Here is a 17,828-nt window from a genome sequence, read left to right as displayed (position 1 = left end):
CGCCGCGTGTGCGGGGCCCGGCAGGATGACGTGACGGATCGGCCAGCGATCAGTCGCGGAAGTTGTTGAAGTCGAGCGGCGTGTCGGTCACGTCCTTGCGCAGCATCGCGATCACGCTCTGCAGGTCGTCGCGCTTCGTGCCGGCCACGCGCACCGCGTCGCCCTGGATGCTTGCCTGCACCTTGATCTTGCTGTCCTTCACGAGGCGCACGATCTTCTTCGCGAGATCGCCGGTCACACCTTTCTTCACGGTGACGATCTGCTTGACCTTGTCGCCGCCGATCTTCTCGACCTTGCCGTAGTCGAGGAAGCGCACGTCGACGTTGCGCTTGGCCAGCTTGCCGATCAGCACGTCCTTGACCTGGCCGAGCTTGAAATCGTCATCGGCGAACAGCGTGAGCTCGCGTTCCTTCTGCTCGACGCGCGCGTCGGAGCCCTTGAAGTCGAAGCGCGTCGAAATTTCCTTGTTCGACTGCTCGATGGCGTTCTTCACTTCGATCATGTTCGCTTCGGAAACGACGTCGAACGATGGCATGGCATTCTCCCTTGAGGTGCGGGCACCCGGCTGGCGCGCGGGCACTCGCTATAATTGCGGACTGTTTGCCATTTTACCGATGCCCCTCCGTTTGCCCAAGGCCGGCCGTCTGCCGGCCCGGGGCGACGTGACCGCGAATGCCGATGCCTCCTGACGATTCCGCCCTGTCGCTGCTCCCCGACCATCCGCTCGCTGCCCACAACACGTTCGGCATCGCCGCGAACGCGCGCTTCGCCGCACGCATCACGCATGCGGCGCAGTTCGAGGCGCTGCACCGCGACGCGCGCGTCGCGCACCTGCCGCGGCTCGTGCTCGGCGGCGGCAGCAACGTCGTGTTCACGCGCGATTTCGACGGCATCGTGCTGCTCGACGAGATCGCCGGCCGCCGTGTCGTGCGCGAGGACGACGACGCGTGGTACGTCGAGGCCGGCGGCGGCGAGAGCTGGCACGGGTTCGTCGCGTGGACGCTCGAGCACGGGATGCCGGGTCTCGAGAACCTCGCGCTGATTCCCGGCACCGTCGGCGCCGCGCCGATCCAGAACATCGGCGCGTACGGCCTCGAAATGAAGGCGTATTTCGACTCGCTGGTCGCGGTCGAGCTGGCGACGGGGCGCCGCGAGCGCTTCGACGCCGCGCGCTGCGCGTTCGGCTACCGCGACAGCTTCTTCAAGCGGGACGGGCGCGGCCGGTTCGCGATCGTGTCCGTGACGTTCCGGCTGCCGAAGCAATGGGCGCCGCGGCTCGGCTACGCGGACGTCACGCGCGAGCTCGACGCACGCGGCATCGCGCCCGAGGCGGCGACGCCGCGCGACGTGTTCGACGCGGTCGTCGCGATCCGCCGCGCGAAGCTGCCCGATCCGCTCGTGCTCGGCAATGCGGGCAGTTTCTTCAAGAATCCGGTGATCGGCGCCGCGCAGTTCGAGGCGCTGCGCGCCCGCGCACCCGAGGTCGTGTCGTATCCGCAGCCGGACGGGCACGTGAAGCTCGCGGCCGGCTGGCTGATCGACCGCTGCGGCTGGAAGGGCCGCGCGCTCGGTGCGGCGGCCGTGCACGACCGCCAGGCGCTCGTGCTCGTCAATCGCGGCGGTGCGACGGGCGCGGACGTGCTCGCGCTGGCGCAGGCGATCCAGGCCGACGTGCGTGCGCAATTCGGTGTCGAGCTGGAGGCCGAGCCGGTCTGCCTGTAACGCGGGCTTCGCGCCGTTTCCCGCACGCCCAAACAAAAAGCGCCGATCGACGATCGGCGCTTTTTCATGCGGGTGCGTTCCGGCGGCTCGGTATCAGTGCTTGAGGCGGCCGAGCAGCAGGAACTCCATCAGCGCCTTCTGCACGTGCAGCCGGTTTTCCGCCTCGTCCCACACGACGCTCTGCGGGCCGTCGATCACGCCGGCCGTCACTTCCTCGCCGCGGTGCGCGGGCAGGCAGTGCATGAAGAGGGCGTCCGGGTTCGCATGGCCCATCATTTCCTCGTCGACGCACCAGTCGGCGAACGCCTGCTTGCGGGCCTCGTTCTCGGCCTCGAAGCCCATGCTCGTCCACACGTCGGTGGTGACGAGGTCGGCGCCCTTGCACGCTTCGTTCGGATCGTCGAACACCTCGTAGAACGGCGCGCTGTCGGGCGACACGAGCTTCATGTCGAGCGCATAGCCGGGCGGCGTGGACAGGCGCAGCTTGAAGCCGAGGATCTGCGCGGCCTCGATCCACGTGTAGAGCATGTTGTTCGCGTCGCCGACCCACGCGACGGTCTTGCCGGCGATCGGACCACGGTGCTCGTAGTACGTGAAGATGTCGGCGAGCACCTGGCACGGGTGGTACTCGTTCGTCAGGCCGTTGATCACCGGCACGCGGGAGTTGTCCGCGAAGCGCTTGATGACCTCCTGCTCGAACGTGCGGATCATGATGATGTCGACCATCCGCGAGATGACCTGCGCGGAATCCTCGACCGGTTCGCCGCGGCCGAGCTGCGTGTCGCGCGTGCTCATGAAGACGGCGTGGCCGCCGAGCTGGAAGATCCCGGCCTCGAACGACAGGCGCGTGCGCGTCGAGCTCTTCTCGAAGATCATCGCGAGCGTGCGGTCGTGCAGCGGGTGGTAGGTCTCGTAGTTCTTGAACTTGCGCTTCAGGATACCCGTGCGCTCGAGCACGTACTCGTAATCTTCCAGCGAGAAATCCTTGAACTGCAGGTAGTGACGAATGGTTTTGGCGGTCATGAAGCGAAATACGGCGGGTTTCACCCGGCAGCGAGGCCGGACGGCGCCGCCGTCGGGTGTGGATAACTCAAAGCAGCATAAAGGATTTTCTGTGCTTTGACGAGCCGCGGAGCGAAGCGGGGCACGATCGAGGCGGGCGGCGGACAGCGCGGGAAGGGGGCGGTCGGGACGACGCGCGATGGCGCGCTGCGGTATAATCCGAAAGTTTTCTCCAGCCCGGCAGGCAAGGCTTTTCGCGCTCTGCCGGACACAAGCCGTGCGCTGCACAAATCCGGTGCAGTCCGCCGGCGGCGCGCACCGGCGTCCCGTTTTCGGGATATCGGAACGCTTGTGCCGCCGTCCGTTCCAGCTTTGTGTTCGCGTATCCAGGCGCTGTTGCCTGGACATCGCCGGGCCGTCACTTGGGTAACCACATGGCTGAAACCCCTCCGACCGAATTCTTCATCCAGGGCATCACGAAAGACGGGAAAAAGTTTCGCCCGAGCGACTGGTCGGAACGTCTGGCCGGTGTGATGGCCTGCTTCGGGCCGGGGGCGAGTGGGCCGAATGCGCGTCTCAAGTATTCGCTGTACGTGCGCCCGACGATGCTTGGCGACCTGAAGTGCGTGATTCTCGATTCGCGGTTGCGCGACATCGAACCGATGGCTTTCGATTTCGTGCTGAATTTCGCGAAGGACAACAACCTCGTCGTCACCGAGGCGTGCGAGCTGCCGGACTACAACACGAAGAAGTGATGCCGGCAGGCGAGGGCGCAGGCTGCGCCCGCCGCGGCAAGACCCTCCGCCCCGCGTGATGCGCGGGCGACAGGCAACAAAAAAGCCCGCCTAGGCGGGCTTTTTTGCGATCGCAGGAAACAGGAACGCCCGCGCGAGCGGGCGCACCGGATTTACGCTGCTGCCTGCAGACCCTTGACGGCTGCGGCGAGGCGGCTCTTGCTGCGAGCGGCCTTGTTCTTGTGAACGATCTTCTTGTCGGCGATCGTGTCGATCGTCTTCACGGCAGCCTTGAACAGCTCGGCAGCCTTTGCTTGGTCGCCGGCTTCAACAGCCTTGCGAACCGACTTGATCGCGGTACGGAATTTCGAGCGCAGCGCCGAGTTGTGCGAGTTTGCCTTCGCGGCCTGGCGGGCGCGCTTGCGTGCTTGTGCGGAGTTAGCCATGACGGTTCCTTATCCTGTCCTGTTTCCAGAGCTTGGAGCCTGACGGCCAAGCGCTGCTTTTCGATCCGTCCCCTGAGAACGATTGCCCAGGGGCGCATAAAAAAACGGTGATTTTAACCGAGGCAGGGACATGAAAACGGCAGTTGCCGCGCATGTACGAGCCCAGAAACCGGCGATTATAGCAACAAAATCAAGCGAGTGGCAAGTTCGAAGTGATACCCGCGGGACGAGGCGCCGGCTGCCGCTGCGCTTTTCGGCGTCGGCCGCTGGCCGGGTCGCGCAACGTCCGTATAATAAGCGCCCCATGAATCTATTCCGAGCCCTGCTGACGGTCAGCGGCTTCACGCTGCTGTCGCGCGTGACCGGACTGGCCCGCGAGACGCTGATCGCCCGTGCGTTCGGCGCCAGTCAATACACCGACGCGTTCTACGTCGCCTTCCGCATTCCGAACCTGCTGCGCCGCCTGTCCGCCGAAGGCGCGTTCTCGCAGGCGTTCGTGCCGATCCTCGCCGAGTTCAAGAACCAGCAGGGGCACGATGCGACGAAGGCGCTCGTCGACGCGATGTCCACCGTGCTCGCGTGGGCGCTTGCCGTGCTGTCGGTCGTCGGGATCGCCGGCGCGTCGTGGGTCGTGTTCGCGGTCGCGTCCGGCCTGCACACCGATGGCCAGGCGTTTCCGCTCGCGGTCACGATGACGCAGATCATGTTCCCGTACATCGTGTTCATCTCGCTGACGACGCTCGCGTCCGGCGTGCTTAACACGTACAAGAGCTTCTCGCTGCCCGCGTTCGCGCCGGTGCTGCTCAACGTCGCGTTCATTGCCGCGGCCGTGTTCGTCGCGCCGCACCTGAAGGTGCCGGTCTACGCGCTCGCGTGGGCCGTCATCGTCGGCGGCGTGCTGCAGTTCCTCGTGCAGCTGCCGGGGCTGAAGAAGATCGACATGGTGCCGCTGATCGGCCTGAACCCGCTGCGCGCGCTGCGTCACCCGGGCGTGAAGCGCGTGCTCGCGAAAATGGTGCCCGCGACGTTCGCGGTGTCGGTCGCGCAACTGTCGCTGATCATCAACACCAATATCGCGTCGCGGCTCGGGCAGGGCGCCGTGTCGTGGATCAACTACGCCGACCGCCTGATGGAATTCCCGACGGCGCTGCTGGGTGTCGCGCTCGGCACGATCCTGCTGCCGAGCCTGTCGAAGGCGCACGTCGATGCCGATTCGCACGAATATTCCGCGCTGCTGGACTGGGGGCTGCGCGTCACGTTCCTGCTCGCGGCGCCGAGCGCACTCGCGCTGTTCTTCTTCGCGACGCCGCTCACCGCGACGCTGTTCAACTACGGCAAGTTCGACGCGCATACCGTCACGATGGTCTCGCGCGCGCTCGCGACCTACGGGATCGGCCTTGTCGGCATCATCCTGATCAAGATCCTCGCGCCGGGCTTCTATGCGAAGCAGGACATCAAGACGCCCGTGAAGATCGCGATCGGCGTGCTGATCGTCACGCAGCTCTCGAACTACGTGTTCGTGCCGCTGATCGGCCACGCGGGCCTCACGCTGAGCATCGGCGTCGGCGCGTGCCTGAACTCGCTGCTGCTGTTCTTCGGGCTGCGCAAGCGCGGCATCTACCAGCCTTCGCCGGGCTGGCTGCGCTTCTTCATGCAGCTCGTCGGCGCGGCGCTCGTGCTCGCGGGCCTGATGCACTGGTGCGCGATCAGCTTCGACTGGACCGGGATGCGCACGCAGCCGCTCGAGCGCATTGCGCTGATGGCGGCGTGCCTCGTGCTGTTCGCTGCACTATATTTCGGTATGTTGTGGGTGATGGGCTTCAAATACGCTTACTTCAGAAGGCGCGCAAAGTGACGACCGCAATGACCCGCGTCCTCGACTACTTCAGCACGCTCGTGGCGGACGACGACAGTCTGCCCGTCACGGAAACCGCGCTGTCGCTGGCGCAGGACGCGTATCCCGACCTCGACCTGCAGGGCACGCTGGCCGAACTCGACATGCTGGCGGCGCGATTGCGCCGGCGGCTCGCCGACGATGCGGACCTGAAGGGCCGCGTCGCCGCGCTGAACGATTTCTTCTTCCGCGAACTCGGCTTCGCCTGCAATCACAACGATTACTACGACCCCGATAACAGCCACCTGAACGCCGTGCTGAAGCGGCGGCGCGGGATTCCGATCTCGCTGTCGGTGCTGTACCTGGAGCTCGCCGAGCAGATCGGCGTGCCGGCGCGCGGCGTGTCGTTCCCCGGCCATTTCCTGCTGCGCGTCACGCTGCCGGACGGCGACCTGATCATCGATCCGACCAACGGCCATTCGCTGTCCGAGGCCGAGATGGTCGAGATGCTCGAGCCGTACGTCGCGCGCGCGGCCGGCGCGGTCGACAGCGCGTTGCGCGCGCTGCTGCAACCGGCGACGAGCCGCGAGATCATCGCGCGGATGCTGCGCAACCTGAAGACGATCTATCTGCAGACGGAACGCTGGCAGCGGCTGCTCGCGGTACAGCAGCGGCTCGTGATCCTGTTGCCCGAGCAGCTCGACGAGGTGCGCGACCGCGGCTTCGCGTATGCGCGGCTCGACTACCTGCGCCCCGCGCTCGAGGATCTCGAGCAGTATCTGGGCGAGCGGCCGGAGGCGGACGACGCGACCGTCGTCGAATCGCAGGTCACCGAATTGCGGCAGCGGATGCAACGCGACGGCGAGGACTGAGCCGCCGTCGCACCGTTGCAGGAACGAGCAAGAACGCCCGCATCGCGGGCGTTTTTCTTGTGCGCTTACTTCGGCTGCATCCGGATCGCGCCGTCGAGGCGGATCACTTCGCCGTTGAGCATCGGATTCTCGACGATCTGGCGGACCAGCATCGCGTATTCGGCCGGTTTGCCGAGCCGCGGCGGGAACGGCACCATTGCGCCGAGCGCGTCCTGCACGTCCTGCGGCATGCCGAGCAGCATCGGCGTCTCGAACAGGCCGGGCGCGATCGTCATCACGCGGATGCCGCTGCGCGACAGGTCGCGCGCGATCGGCAGCGTCATGCCGGCGACACCGGCCTTGGATGCCGCGTACGCGGCTTGGCCGATTTGTCCGTCGAAGGCGGCGACCGACGCGGTGCTGACGATCACGCCGCGCTCGCCTTCCGCGGTCGGCGCGGTCGCGGCCATCGCGGCGGCCGCGAGCCGGATCATGTTGAACGTGCCGACGAGGTTCACGTTGATCGTCTTCGCGAACACGTCGAGCGGGTGAGCGCCGTCCTTGCCGACGGTTTTCGCGGCCGGCGCGATGCCCGCGCAGTTCACGAGGCCGCGCAGCGTGCCCGCGCGTGTCGCCGCGTCGACGGCGGCCTGTGCGTCGGCCTCGCTCGACACGTCGCAGCGTACGAATATGCCGCCCAGTTCGGTCGCGAGCGCGGTGCCGGCCGCTTCGTTCAGGTCGGCGAGCACGACCGTGCCGCCGGCCTGCGCGAGCATTCGCGCGGTGCCGGCGCCGAGGCCCGATGCACCGCCCGTGATCAGAAACACGTTGCCGCGAATTTCCATGACTGTCTCCGTGTCGACCGCCCTTGGCGCTTTAGCGCCTAGGGAGGTCCCATGCAAAGCGTCGACCGCCCTTGGCGCTTTAGCGCCCAGGGAGGTCCCATGCAAAGCGTCGACCGCGCTTGGCGCTTCAGCGCCCAGGGTGGTCCCATGCAAAGCGTCGACCGCGCTTGGCGCTTCAGCGCCCAGGGAGGTCCCATGCAAAACGGTTGTTCCGTCCGATGCCGATTGTACGGGGCGTCGTCGCGCGGAGGCGATACAAGCATGGTCCTTCGAATCCCGGCCAGGCGAAAAAAAAACCGCCCGAAAAGGGCGGCTTTCGCGGATGCGCGACGCGTGGCTTACTTCAGCGCGTCAAACGCGCGCTCGCGGATTTCCTCGACGGCGCCAAGACCCGAGATCTTGCGATACTGCGGTGCCTTCAGGCCGTTTTCCTCGCCGCGCCGTGCCCAGTCGCCGTAATACGTGATCAGCGGCTTGGTCTGCGCTTCGTACACTTCGAGACGCTTCTTGACGGTTTCTTCCTTGTCGTCGTCGCGCTGGATCAGCGGTTCGCCCGTCACGTCGTCGTGGCCCTCGACCTTCGGCGGGTTGAACTTGACGTGGTACGTGCGGCCCGATGCCGGGTGCGTGCGGCGGCCGCTCATGCGCTCGATGATTTCCGAGAACGGGACGTCGATCTCGAGCACGTAGTCGATCGCGACGCCGGCTTCCTTCATTGCGTCAGCCTGCGCGATCGTGCGCGGGAAACCGTCGAACAGATAGCCGTTCGCGCAGTCGGATTCCTTCAGGCGCTCCTTGACGAGGCCGATGATCAGCGCGTCCGGCACGAGCTTGCCGGCGTCCATGTAGCCCTTCGCTTCGACGCCGAGCGGCGTGCCGGCCTTCACGGCCGCGCGCAGCATGTCGCCCGTCGAGATTTGCGGGATGCCGAACTTTTCCTTGATGAAGTTTGCCTGGGTGCCCTTTCCCGCGCCGGGCGCGCCCAACAGGATCAAACGCATGGTGATATCTCCAAGTATGTAGATTCGTGTGGCGAGCCTCAAAGGTGTCGGCGACGGCGGGCGCGGGGCTTGCCTGGCGCGCGGCGGGCCGGTCTGATGCGGCGCGTCGACTTGGGCGACGCGCGGCTGCCGGCAAGGCCGCGGGCGGGGTCAAGCGAGAACGCGCTGGTCGCGGACGGCTCGCACAATCGCCTGATTATGCCACGGGTTATTTTGAACCCGGCCGAAAAAGGGCCTGCACGCGCGCGAGATCGGCCGGCGTATCGATCCCGGCTTCGGGCGCGGACTCGGTGATCCGCACCGCGATGCGCTCGCCGTGCCACAGCGCGCGCAGCTGTTCGAGCTGCTCGGCCTGTTCGATCGGCGCCTGCGCGAGCGACGGATAAGTGCGCAGGAAACGTGCGCGATAGGCATAGAGGCCGATGTGCCGATAGACCGGGAAAGCCGGCGCAGGCATGGCCGCGACGTCCGGCCAGTGCGGCTGGTACGCGTCGCGGCTCCACGGAATCGGCGCGCGCGAGAAGTACAGCGCGACGCTTTGCGCGTCGAGCGCGACCTTCACGACGTTCGGGTTGAACACGTCGGCCGCGTCGTGGATCGGGTGGGCGGCGGTCGCGATCGCGCAGGCCGGATGCGCGGCCAGGTGCGACGCTACGTCGCGCACCAGCACGGGGTCGATCAGCGGCTCGTCGCCCTGCACGTTGACGACGACTGTGTCGTCGCTCCACCCGAAGGCCGCCGCGACTTCCGCGAGCCGGTCGGTGCCGGACGGATGGTCGGCACGCGTGAGCACCGCTTCGAAGCCGTGGTCGCGCGCCGCGTCGAGCACGCTCTGCGCGTCGGAGGCGACGAGCACCTGCCGTGCGCCCGCCTCGCGCGCGCGCTCGGCGACACGCACGACCATCGGCTTGCCGCCGAGATCGGCGAGCGGCTTGTTCGGCAGGCGCGTCGACGCGAGCCGGGCGGGAATGACGGCGATGAAGGGTTGCGGGTGAGTCATCGGGGTGAGCGGTGAGAAGAACGGGGCCGGCGGCGCGTCCGGAACCGGGCGGCCGGCAGGGTTTGGCGCCCCGGCCGGGGCGCCGCAGGCGGCTTAGCGGCCGGCCGGATCGACCGGCGTGCCTTCGACGGTCTGGCGCGCTTCGTCGACGAGCATCACGGGGATGCCGTCGCGGATCGGGTAGGCGAGCTTGTCCGCATTGCAGATCAGCTCCTGCGCGGCGCGGTCGTAGTGGAGCGGGCCTTTGCAGATAGGGCACACAATGATTTCAAGCAGGCGAGCGTCCACGGAGTTTCTCCACAACGAGGGCAATGAGGCGAGGGTCGAGCGCGGCTTCGACGGGGACGACCCACAGTCGGGCATCGCGCCAGGAAGCGCCCAATTTTACTGCATCCTTCTCGGTGATCAGGATTGCATCGACCGCGTCGTCGATGAACGGATTGTCGGCGAACGCGTAGTGGTCGGGCAGCGCGCGCGTCGCCGGCGCGAGACCGGCCGCGCGCAGCGTCGCGAAAAAGCGTTCCGGCGCGCCGATGCCGGCCGCGGCGAGCACGCGCTCGTTGGCGAACTGCGACAGCGGACGGCGCAGTGCCGGCTGGTCGAGGTGCCAGGCGGCGCCCGGCGTCAGCGCGAGCGCGTAGGTGTCGGGCCACGGCGGCAGCGTGCCGCTGTACGGGTCGTTGACGAGCGTCGCGTCGCGGTGCCGCGACAGCGGCTCGCGCAGCGGCCCGGCCGGCAGCAGGAAGCCGTTGCCGCCGAGCCGGTGGTCGAACACGACGAGCTCGACCGTGCGCGCGAGGCGGTAGTGCTGCAGGCCGTCGTCGCTGACGATCACGTCGACGTCCGGGTGCGCGGCGCGCAGCGCCCGCGCGGCCGCGACGCGGTCGGGGCACACCCATACGGGCGCACCGGTGCGGCGGGCGATCAGCAGCGGTTCGTCGCCGGCCGCGCTCGCGCGCGACGCCGGCGTGACGGCGGTCGGCGCCGTCACGTTCGCGCCGTAGCCGCGCGACACGACGCCGGGCGTGAAGCCGGCCGCGCGCAACGCGTCGACGAGTGCGATCACGGTCGGTGTCTTGCCGGTGCCGCCGACGGTCACGTTGCCGACCACGACCACGGGCACGCCGACGTCGACCGGCTTTTTCCAGCCCTGCGTGTAAGCGGTGCGTCGCAGCGCCGCGCACAGGCCGAACACGCAGGCGAACGGCGTGAGCGCCCAGGCGAGCGCGCCGCGCCGCTGCCATTCGCGTGTCAGGCGCGCTTCGAGCCGTGCGAGCGGGCCGCCGGGCGCGCTCATCGGGCCGGGCGCGGCGCATCGTGCGCCGCGGCGTGAGACGGATTCGTCAAGGCGGATTCTCCGTTGGGCGGCGCGTGCCGCGGGGTCTGCGGAAGGCGGCACTCTAGCGCGCCGCAGGCGGCCGCGGCAAGCGCGGCCGGCCGACGCGGCTCGCGGGGCCGGATCGGGACGGGCTGTGGATAACTCTGTGAAAAACTCCCCGCCCGAGCACCTCAAACGCCCGCCGGGCGGGCATCGAATCGGATGAGAATCATTTCGAAAGATTTAAAAATATATAAAAATCAATGCGTTATCGTCAATCGTCTGGATTTTCCAGCGGTTTTAATGCGTTTTACGCGGAAGATTGCCAGAGTGTGGACACCTTCCGCGTGCCGCGGCGAATGCGGCCGGCGCTGGACGCCGCGCGCGTGTCGGACTATCGTGTCGCCGCCAGCATTCATCCGACCGCCCATGCTTTCCGACACCCCTTTTTCCGCACCCGGCGCGACGCGCGGCGGCGACGACGTGATTCCCGTTTCGGCGCTCAATCGCGCGATTTCGACGATGCTCGAGCGTTCGTTTCCGCTGTTGTGGATTTCGGGCGAAGTGTCGAATTTCACGCGCGCCGCGAGCGGCCACTGGTATTTCTCGATCAAGGACCAGCAGGCGCAGATGCGCTGCGTGATGTTCCGCGGCCGTGCGCAGTATGCGGAATTCACGCCGCGCGAAGGCGACCGGATCGAGGTGCGCGCGGTCGTCACGATGTACGAGCCGCGCGGCGAAGTGCAGCTCAATGTCGAGGCCGTGCGGCGCACCGGGCAGGGGCGCCTGTACGAGGCGTTCCTGCGGCTGAAGGCGCAGCTCGAAGGCGAGGGCCTGTTCGCGCCCGAGCGCAAGCGGCCGCTGCCGGCGCATCCGCGTGCGATCGGCATCGTCACGTCGCTGCAGGCCGCCGCGCTGCGCGACGTGCTGACCACGCTCGCCCGCCGCGCGCCGCACATTCCGGTGATCGTCTATCCGGCGCCCGTTCAGGGCGCCGGGTCCGCCGAGAAGCTCGTCGCGGCCGTCGAGGCCGCGAATGCGCGCCGGGAGGTCGACGTGCTGCTGGTCTGCCGCGGCGGCGGCTCGATCGAGGATCTGTGGTCGTTCAACGACGAAGCGCTGGCGCGCGCGATCGCGGCGAGCGAATTGCCGGTCGTGAGCGGCGTCGGGCACGAAACCGATTTCACGATCGCGGATTTCGCGGCCGACGTGCGCGCGCCGACGCCCACCGGCGCGGCCGAGCTCGCGAGCCCGCAGCGCGCGCTGCTGCTGCGCGAGGTCGACGACCGCCGGCGGGCGCTCGCGCGCGGCATGGCGCGCCGGCTCGAGCAGCGCGCGCAGCAGCTCGACTGGCTCTCGCGCCGGCTCGTGAGCCCGGCCGAGCGGCTGCAGCGGCAGCGTACGCACGTCGAGCAACTCGCGGTGCGGCTCGCGTCGGCGGCGTCGCGGCCGGTGCGCGATGCGCGTGCGCGTTTCGCGCTCGTGCAGCTGCGCTGGCAGCGCGCGCGGCCCGATCCGTCGCAGGCGCGCCAGGCGCTCGCGGGGCTGTCGCAACGGCTCGCGGTTGCGTGGCAGCGCCGTCACGAACGCGACACGGCGCGCGTGTCGGCCTGTGCGGCGCGGCTCGAGGTGCTGAGCCCGCAGCGCACGCTCGAGCGCGGCTATGCGGCGCTGATCGATGCGCAGACGGGCCGCGCGGTGCGCGCGCCGAACGCGCTGAAGCCGCAGCGGCGCCTGACCGTGCATCTCGCCGAAGGCTCGGCCGACGTGTCGCTCGCCGACGTGCAGCCGCGGCTGACCGATACGATCTGACGTAATCGCCGTAAGGCGGGCGAAGGCCGCCGCAACGGACGCATCGTGAGCGGGAACGGATGCTGCGCATCGTCGGGTTCGTCCTGCCGGACGTCGCGCGAACATCGCTTTTCCGCATACCGCGGATAAATGGCCCGCGAGTTTGCGGGGTTATTCGGTCTCGCCTACAATCGGACGCTCGGCAGCATCCAACACGCCCTCCCTACATACTCAACGAAGGAATCGCCATGGCTCATACGCTCCCGCCGCTCCCGTACGCTGAAGACGCACTCGCGCCGACCATCTCGCTCGAGACGATCCAGTACCACTACGGCAAGCACCATCAGGCTTATGTGACGAACCTGAACAATCTGATCCCGGGCACGGAATTCGAAAACCTGTCGCTGGAAGAGATCGTGAAGAAGTCGTCGGGCGGCATCTTCAACAACGCCGCGCAAATCTGGAACCACACGTTCTTCTGGAACAGCCTGTCGCCGAACGGCGGCGGCGCACCGACGGGCGCGCTGGGCGACGCGATCAACGCGAAGTGGGGTTCGTACGACGCCTTCAAGGAAGCGTTCACGAAGGCCGCAGTCGGCACGTTCGGTTCGGGCTGGGCATGGCTCGTGAAGAAGGCTGACGGTTCGCTCGACATCGTGTCGACGAGCAACGCGGCGACGCCGCTGACGACCGCCGACAAGGCACTGCTGACGATCGACGTGTGGGAACACGCGTACTACATCGACTACCGCAACGCACGTCCGAAGTTCGTCGAAGCGTTCTGGAACATCGTGAACTGGGACTTCGCGGCGAAGAACTTCGCGTAAGTCCGGCGCCGGCGCGCCGCCACGGCGCGCAGCACCCCGAAAAAGCCCTCGTTTCGAGGGCTTTTTTGTTTTTTGTCGCGCGGGCAGGCGGCGCGCGTGCCGGATCAGGCGGCCAGCCCGAGCGCCCAGCCGAGTGCCGCGCTCGCAAGCACGACGGCCCATGGCGGCACGCGCCAGAACACCAGCGCGACGTAGGCGACGAGCGCGGCGGCCAGGTCGCGCGGTGCGACGATCGTGTCGGTCCAGACCGGGTGATAGAGCGCGGCGAGCAGCAGCCCGACGACGGCTGCGTTCACGCCCGCGAGCGCGGCCTGCATGCGCGTGCTGCGGCGCAGGCGCTCCCAGAACGGTGCGGTGCCGGCAATTAGCAGGAACGACGGCGCGAAGATCGAGACCAGCGCGAGCGTGCCGCCGAGCCAGCCGTTCGGCGCGTCGCGCAGCGAGGCGCCGAGGAACGCCGAGAACGTGAACAGCGGTCCCGGCACGGCCTGCGCGACGCCGTACCCGGCAAGGAACGTCGAATCGCCGACCCAGCCGGGCGCGACCACGGCCGCCTGCAGCAGCGGCAACACCACGTGCCCGCCGCCGAACACGAGGGCGCCGGTGCGGAAGAACGCATCGACGACGGCGAGCGTATCGGAGTGGAGCGCGCGGGCCGCGAACGGCAGCGCGACGAGCAGCGCCGCGAACAGCGCGAGCCACAGCATGCCCGCGCGGTGCGACACGTGAAGCGGCAACGGTTCGTGCGCGTCGCGTGCCGGTTGCGGCAACAGTGCGAGGCCGGCGGCACCGGCCGCGGCGATCACCGCGATTTGCGTCCACGCGGCCGGCGCGAGCAGTGCGACGCACGCGGCCGCGGCCATCAGCGTGACGCGGCGCGCATCGGGGCACAGCGTGCGCGCCATCCCCCAGACGGCTTGCGCGATCACCGCGACCGACACGATGCGCAGCCCGTGCAGCGCGCCGGCTTCGATCGGTGCGCCCGTCGCGTGAATGCCGAGCGCGAACAGCATCATCAGCAGCGCCGACGGCAACGTGAAGCCGAGCCACGCGGCGAACATGCCCGCGTAGCCGGCGCGCGCGAGGCCGATCGCCATCCCGACCTGGCTGCTCGCGGGCCCCGGCAGGAACTGGCACAGCCCGACGAGATCCGCATATGTGCGTTCGCTGAGCCAGCCGCGCCGCGTGACGAATTCGGCGCGGAAGTAGCCGAGGTGCGCGACCGGGCCGCCGAACGACGTGAGGCCGAGCCGCAGGAACGCGACGAAGACGGGCCACGGATGACGGGGCGGGGCGGCGGCGGTCGATGGATTCAAGATGGGGCGCGGGGAGATCGGACGAGCCGACACGATAGCGCAACGCGGCGGCGGCGGGGCGGCGTGCGACAGCGCGGTACGCGCTGCTCAGCGCGTGCCGTCGCCCAGCCCGCTCGCGCGGCGCAGCGCGTCGATGTCGACCAGCTCGATCTCGCCGACATGCAGCCGCACGACGCCGTCGGCCTGCAGCGCCTTCAGCAACTGGTTGGTGGTCTGCCGCGTCAGCGACAGCATCGACGCGAGCGTTTCCTGCGACAGCCGCACGCGCGTGCGCCCGGCGCTGATGCCGCCGTAGCCTTCGGCGATCATCAGCAGGCGCGCGGCGAGCCGCTGCGCGGCCGGCATCACGCTCATCGCCTCGACGGTCAGGAAGCTCAGGCGCAGTTTCTGCGCCATCAGCAGCGCGAACTGCCGCCAGTATTGCGGCGTCGCATCGAGGATCGCGAGCAGCGCGGCCTGCGGGACGTGCAGCAGCAGCGCGTCGTCGAGCGCGATGGCGTCGTGCGTGCGCGGCTGGCCGTCGAACAGCGCGATTTCGCCGAACCACGTGACGGGCTCGGCCACCGTCAGCAGCGCTTCCTTGCCCTGCGGGTCGACCGCACCTATCGTGAGTGAACCGGCCAGGACCGCGTACAGCCCGCACGGCGGGTCGCCGCGCCGGAACAGCGCGTGGCCGGCCGGCAGGCGGCGCAGCGCCGCGCCGGCGAGCAGGTCCGCGCGCAACGCGGGCGGCAGCGCGGCGAACCACGGGTTCGCTTCGATCTGCGGCAGGTATGGGGCGAGCGGAGCAGGCATGGGCACGCGATGTCGGGTAGCTGACAGAGGTTGTCGGGCGTGACGCGCATCATAGCGCTCAATAACCGACCAGGAGACGCGATGAAGACGCTCGAAGACCATCTTTCGCAGTATGCGGCCTACCATCGCGACGCGCGCAACATCGCGACGCATCTGGTCGGCATCCCGATGATCGTGTTCGCGGTCGAGGTGCTGCTGTCGCGGCCGGCGGTCGGGATGCTGGCCGGCGTCGCGCTGTCGCCGGCGCTGCTGCTCGCGGTCGCGTTCGTCGTGTTCTACCTGCGCCTCGACCTGCGGTTCGGGATCGTGATGACCGCGCTGTTCGCGCTCGGCCTGTGGGCCGCGCAGTCGCTCGCGTTGCTGCCGACCGCGCAATGGCTCACGATCGGCATCGGCGCGTTCGTCGTCGGCTGGATCGTGCAATTCGTCGGGCACTGGTTCGAAGGGCGCAAGCCCGCGTTCGTCGACGACCTGGTCGGCCTGATGGTCGGGCCGCTGTTCGTCGTCGCCGAAGTCGCGTTCTTCGCGGGGCTGTGCGCCGACGTGCGCCGCGAAGTCGAGCGGCGCGCGGGCCCCGTGCACGGCGGCGCGCACTCGCATGTCTGATGCGCCGGTCTGCGTGTTCGGCGCAGGTGCCGTCGGCTGTTATCTCGGCGGCCGGCTCGCGGCGGGCGGCGCGCACGTGACGCTCGTCGGCCGCGCGCGGATCGGCGATGCGATTCACCGGCACGGGCTCACGCTGACCGACCGGCGGGGCTATCGCGCGACGCTCGCGGCGGCCGATGTCGCGTTCGCGACCGATCCGGCCGCCGCGGCCGACGCACGGCTCGTGCTGGTCGCGGTGAAGTCGGCCGCCACGCGGGAGGCAGCCGGGCAACTGGCCGGCGTGCTGCGGCCCGGCACGGTCGTGATCAGCTTCCAGAACGGCCTGCACCATGCCGACACGTTGCGCGACGCGCTGCCGCAAGCGACCGTGCTGGCCGGCATGGTGCCGTTCAATGTGATCGAGCGCGGGCCCGGTGCGTTTCACCAGGGTTCGGCCGGCGCGCTCGCGGCCGACGCGTCGTCCGCGCTGCAGCCGTTCGCCGGCGCATTCGCGCGTGCCGGGCTGCCACTCTCGCTGCATCGCGACATGCGGGCCGTGCAGTGGGCGAAGCTGCTGCTCAACCTGAACAATGCGGTCAATGCGCTCGCGAACCTGTCGCTGCGCGACGAGCTTGCGCAACGCGCGTACCGTCGCTGCGTCGCGCTGGCCCAGCGCGAGGCGCTGCACTGGCTGGCACGCGCCGCGATCCGGCCGGCGCGGCTCACGCCGCTGCCGGCCGGCTGGGTCCCTGCCATGCTCGATCTGCCCGACGCGGCTTTCCGTGTGCTCGGCGGCCGGATGCTGGCGATCGACCCGCTTGCGCGCTCGTCGATGTCCGACGATCTTGCGGCGCGCCGTGCGACGGAGGTCGAGTGGATCAACGGCGAGATCGTGCGGCTGGCCGCGCGCTTCGGCGCGCAGGCGCCCGTCAATGCGCGCCTGTGCGCGCTCGTCCACGACGCGGAAGGCGCGGTCGTGCGCCCGGCGTGGCGCGGCGACGCGCTGTGGGCCGAACTGATCGCGCGGGCGCCACGCGCGGGCGACGTGCGGGCCGCGTAGGCCGGGTCGCGCGCGGCGCCGCAGGCCACGCGCAACGGCTAAGATGCGGGGTGCGTCATACGACGCCCTTGCGGAGCACTCACCATGGTGGATCGCCCGACGCTCGACGCGTACGACGCCCATGCCGCGCGATATGCGCAGGACTGGCTCGACCAGGCCGCGCCCGACGACATGTACGCGCTGCTCGAGCAATATTTCTCGCCGGGGCCGACCGCGGACGTCGGCTGCGGCGCCGGCCGCGACACGGCCTGGCTCGCGTCGTGCGGTTTCGACGTCCGCGGCTACGACGCGAGCGCCGCGCTGCTCGACGAGGCGCGCCGGCACCATCCGGACCTGCGCTTCGAGCTCGCCGCGCTGCCGGCGCTGGCCGGTGTGCCGTCCGGCGCGTTTCGCAACGTACTGTGCGAGACGGTCGTCATGCACCTCGAACAGGCCGATGCGGCAGCGGCGGCCGCGCGGCTGGCCGATCTGCTGATGCCGGGCGGCACGTTGTACCTGAGCTGGCGGGTGGCGGGACACGGCACGTCGCGCGACGAGCGCGGCCGACTTTATACGGCACTGGATTCGGCGCGGATGCATGCGGCACTCGGCGCCGACGTGCAGGTGATCGACGAGCACGAGGTCGTCGGCGCGTCGTCCGGCAAGCGCGTACACCGGCTGATCGTGCGCAAGGCGGGCGGCGCCGCGTGACGGCGGCGCGC

19 protein-coding genes are annotated in these 17,828 nt (G+C 68.9%); 9 read left to right on the top strand and 10 right to left on the bottom strand.

Annotated elements, in window-relative coordinates; translation table 11 throughout:
- Window positions 1-49 precede the first annotated feature (49 nt).
- A complete protein-coding gene (locus WJ12_RS12855; RefSeq protein WP_011885818.1) occupies window positions 50-535 on the bottom strand; it encodes a YajQ family cyclic di-GMP-binding protein in 486 nt (161 codons plus the stop codon).
- 137 nt (window positions 536-672) lie between these two features.
- Between WJ12_RS12855 and murB the strand changes: the two genes are divergently transcribed.
- Window positions 673-1,722, top strand: a complete 1,050-nt coding sequence (murB, locus tag WJ12_RS12850; protein WP_069245689.1) for a UDP-N-acetylmuramate dehydrogenase — start codon at window positions 673-675, stop codon at window positions 1,720-1,722.
- A 93-nt stretch (window positions 1,723-1,815) separates the two neighbouring features.
- On the opposite strand, the gene argF is transcribed toward murB, so the two are convergent.
- Complete coding sequence (argF, locus tag WJ12_RS12845) at window positions 1,816-2,745, bottom strand: ornithine carbamoyltransferase (protein ID WP_034190558.1); 930 nt, start codon at window positions 2,743-2,745, stop codon at window positions 1,816-1,818.
- A 413-nt stretch (window positions 2,746-3,158) separates the two neighbouring features.
- On the opposite strand from argF, the gene WJ12_RS12840 reads away from it, so the two are divergent.
- The gene (locus WJ12_RS12840) at window positions 3,159-3,479 is read left to right on the top strand and encodes a DUF3579 domain-containing protein (protein WP_011546046.1); all 321 of its coding nucleotides are present in this window, start codon (window positions 3,159-3,161) and stop codon (window positions 3,477-3,479) included.
- A gap of 152 nt (window positions 3,480-3,631) precedes the next feature.
- Here WJ12_RS12840 and rpsT read toward each other — a convergent pair whose 3' ends face one another.
- A complete protein-coding gene (rpsT, locus tag WJ12_RS12835) occupies window positions 3,632-3,904 on the bottom strand; it encodes a 30S ribosomal protein S20 (RefSeq protein WP_006482211.1) in 273 nt (90 codons plus the stop codon).
- Between the two features lie 304 nt (window positions 3,905-4,208).
- On the opposite strand from rpsT, the gene murJ reads away from it, so the two are divergent.
- Window positions 4,209-5,759: a murein biosynthesis integral membrane protein MurJ gene (gene murJ / locus WJ12_RS12830; RefSeq protein ID WP_034190559.1), complete on the top strand. Its 1,551-nt coding sequence runs from the start codon at window positions 4,209-4,211 to the stop codon at window positions 5,757-5,759.
- An 8-nt stretch (window positions 5,760-5,767) separates the two neighbouring features.
- Window positions 5,768-6,610: a SirB1 family protein gene (locus WJ12_RS12825; RefSeq protein ID WP_034190561.1), complete on the top strand. Its 843-nt coding sequence runs from the start codon at window positions 5,768-5,770 to the stop codon at window positions 6,608-6,610.
- A 65-nt stretch (window positions 6,611-6,675) separates the two neighbouring features.
- On the opposite strand, the gene WJ12_RS12820 is transcribed toward WJ12_RS12825, so the two are convergent.
- The 5 genes from WJ12_RS12820 to lpxK all read right to left on the bottom strand — a co-directional run bounded on the left by WJ12_RS12820 (window position 6,676) and on the right by lpxK (window position 10,732).
- Window positions 6,676-7,434, bottom strand: a complete 759-nt coding sequence (locus WJ12_RS12820; protein ID WP_059560268.1) for an SDR family NAD(P)-dependent oxidoreductase — start codon at window positions 7,432-7,434, stop codon at window positions 6,676-6,678.
- Window positions 7,435-7,772: 338 nt separating this feature from the next.
- Window positions 7,773-8,435: an adenylate kinase gene (gene adk, locus WJ12_RS12815; RefSeq protein WP_034191141.1), complete on the bottom strand. Its 663-nt coding sequence runs from the start codon at window positions 8,433-8,435 to the stop codon at window positions 7,773-7,775.
- A gap of 208 nt (window positions 8,436-8,643) precedes the next feature.
- On the bottom strand, window positions 8,644-9,435 hold the full coding sequence (gene kdsB, locus WJ12_RS12810) for a 3-deoxy-manno-octulosonate cytidylyltransferase (RefSeq protein ID WP_034191140.1): 792 nt from the start codon (window positions 9,433-9,435) through the stop codon (window positions 8,644-8,646).
- 93 nt (window positions 9,436-9,528) lie between these two features.
- Entirely contained in the window at window positions 9,529-9,723 is a 195-nt protein-coding gene (locus WJ12_RS12805) for a Trm112 family protein (RefSeq protein ID WP_006482216.1), read from the bottom strand.
- A complete protein-coding gene (gene lpxK / locus WJ12_RS12800; protein ID WP_059560273.1) occupies window positions 9,704-10,732 on the bottom strand; it encodes a tetraacyldisaccharide 4'-kinase in 1,029 nt (342 codons plus the stop codon). The genes WJ12_RS12805 and lpxK overlap by 20 nt, the downstream gene beginning before the upstream one ends.
- Before the next feature lie 450 nt (window positions 10,733-11,182).
- On the opposite strand from lpxK, the gene xseA reads away from it, so the two are divergent.
- Window positions 11,183-12,565 (top strand): exodeoxyribonuclease VII large subunit, encoded by a 1,383-nt coding sequence (gene xseA, locus WJ12_RS12795; protein WP_059560276.1) that lies wholly within the window; start codon window positions 11,183-11,185, stop codon window positions 12,563-12,565.
- A gap of 227 nt (window positions 12,566-12,792) precedes the next feature.
- Window positions 12,793-13,371 carry a superoxide dismutase [Fe] gene (gene sodB / locus WJ12_RS12790; protein ID WP_011352986.1) on the top strand — a complete coding sequence of 193 codons (579 nt, stop codon included), beginning with the start codon at window positions 12,793-12,795 and terminating at the stop codon, window positions 13,369-13,371.
- Between the two features lie 104 nt (window positions 13,372-13,475).
- Here the strand turns inward: sodB and chrA are convergent, their stop codons facing one another.
- Both chrA and WJ12_RS12780 read right to left on the bottom strand, forming a co-directional pair.
- Window positions 13,476-14,687, bottom strand: coding sequence for a chromate efflux transporter (gene chrA, locus WJ12_RS12785; RefSeq protein WP_059560279.1), 1,212 nt, complete (start codon window positions 14,685-14,687; stop codon window positions 13,476-13,478).
- A gap of 87 nt (window positions 14,688-14,774) precedes the next feature.
- Window positions 14,775-15,482 carry a Crp/Fnr family transcriptional regulator gene (locus tag WJ12_RS12780; RefSeq protein ID WP_034191136.1) on the bottom strand — a complete coding sequence of 236 codons (708 nt, stop codon included), beginning with the start codon at window positions 15,480-15,482 and terminating at the stop codon, window positions 14,775-14,777.
- 81 nt (window positions 15,483-15,563) lie between these two features.
- Here WJ12_RS12780 and WJ12_RS12775 point away from each other — a divergent pair, with 81 nt between their 5' ends.
- From WJ12_RS12775 to WJ12_RS12765, 3 genes are all read left to right on the top strand, one after another.
- A complete protein-coding gene (locus tag WJ12_RS12775) occupies window positions 15,564-16,088 on the top strand; it encodes an Mpo1 family 2-hydroxy fatty acid dioxygenase (protein ID WP_059560282.1) in 525 nt (174 codons plus the stop codon).
- Entirely contained in the window at window positions 16,081-17,127 is a 1,047-nt protein-coding gene (locus WJ12_RS12770) for a 2-dehydropantoate 2-reductase (protein ID WP_059560285.1), read from the top strand. The genes WJ12_RS12775 and WJ12_RS12770 overlap by 8 nt, the downstream gene beginning before the upstream one ends.
- A gap of 84 nt (window positions 17,128-17,211) precedes the next feature.
- Window positions 17,212-17,817 carry a class I SAM-dependent methyltransferase gene (locus tag WJ12_RS12765; protein WP_059560288.1) on the top strand — a complete coding sequence of 202 codons (606 nt, stop codon included), beginning with the start codon at window positions 17,212-17,214 and terminating at the stop codon, window positions 17,815-17,817.
- The last annotated feature ends 11 nt before the right edge of the window (window positions 17,818-17,828 follow it).

Origin of the sequence: Burkholderia seminalis, from assembly GCF_001718535.1 — a bacterium.
Classification (GTDB): Bacteria; Pseudomonadota; Gammaproteobacteria; order Burkholderiales; family Burkholderiaceae; genus Burkholderia; species Burkholderia seminalis.
This window is presented reverse-complemented; position numbering and strand designations above follow the sequence as displayed.

What these genes read in the sequence shown, in the direction of transcription:
- WJ12_RS12855 (WP_011885818.1), bottom strand. Translation starts at nt 535, where the DNA reads ATGCCATCGTTCGACGTCGTTTCCGAAGCGAACATGATCGAAGTGAAG.
- murB (WP_069245689.1), top strand. Translation starts at nt 673, where the DNA reads ATGCCGATGCCTCCTGACGATTCCGCCCTGTCGCTGCTCCCCGACCAT.
- argF (WP_034190558.1), bottom strand. Translation starts at nt 2,745, where the DNA reads ATGACCGCCAAAACCATTCGTCACTACCTGCAGTTCAAGGATTTCTCG.
- WJ12_RS12840 (WP_011546046.1), top strand. Translation starts at nt 3,159, where the DNA reads ATGGCTGAAACCCCTCCGACCGAATTCTTCATCCAGGGCATCACGAAA.
- rpsT (WP_006482211.1), bottom strand. Translation starts at nt 3,904, where the DNA reads ATGGCTAACTCCGCACAAGCACGCAAGCGCGCCCGCCAGGCCGCGAAG.
- murJ (WP_034190559.1), top strand. Translation starts at nt 4,209, where the DNA reads ATGAATCTATTCCGAGCCCTGCTGACGGTCAGCGGCTTCACGCTGCTG.
- WJ12_RS12825 (WP_034190561.1), top strand. Translation starts at nt 5,768, where the DNA reads ATGACCCGCGTCCTCGACTACTTCAGCACGCTCGTGGCGGACGACGAC.
- WJ12_RS12820 (WP_059560268.1), bottom strand. Translation starts at nt 7,434, where the DNA reads ATGGAAATTCGCGGCAACGTGTTTCTGATCACGGGCGGTGCATCGGGC.
- adk (WP_034191141.1), bottom strand. Translation starts at nt 8,435, where the DNA reads ATGCGTTTGATCCTGTTGGGCGCGCCCGGCGCGGGAAAGGGCACCCAG.
- kdsB (WP_034191140.1), bottom strand. Translation starts at nt 9,435, where the DNA reads ATGACTCACCCGCAACCCTTCATCGCCGTCATTCCCGCCCGGCTCGCG.
- lpxK (WP_059560273.1), bottom strand. Translation starts at nt 10,732, where the DNA reads ATGAGCGCGCCCGGCGGCCCGCTCGCACGGCTCGAAGCGCGCCTGACA.
- xseA (WP_059560276.1), top strand. Translation starts at nt 11,183, where the DNA reads ATGCTTTCCGACACCCCTTTTTCCGCACCCGGCGCGACGCGCGGCGGC.
- sodB (WP_011352986.1), top strand. Translation starts at nt 12,793, where the DNA reads ATGGCTCATACGCTCCCGCCGCTCCCGTACGCTGAAGACGCACTCGCG.
- WJ12_RS12780 (WP_034191136.1), bottom strand. Translation starts at nt 15,482, where the DNA reads ATGCCTGCTCCGCTCGCCCCATACCTGCCGCAGATCGAAGCGAACCCG.
- WJ12_RS12775 (WP_059560282.1), top strand. Translation starts at nt 15,564, where the DNA reads ATGAAGACGCTCGAAGACCATCTTTCGCAGTATGCGGCCTACCATCGC.
- WJ12_RS12770 (WP_059560285.1), top strand. Translation starts at nt 16,081, where the DNA reads ATGTCTGATGCGCCGGTCTGCGTGTTCGGCGCAGGTGCCGTCGGCTGT.
- WJ12_RS12765 (WP_059560288.1), top strand. Translation starts at nt 17,212, where the DNA reads ATGGTGGATCGCCCGACGCTCGACGCGTACGACGCCCATGCCGCGCGA.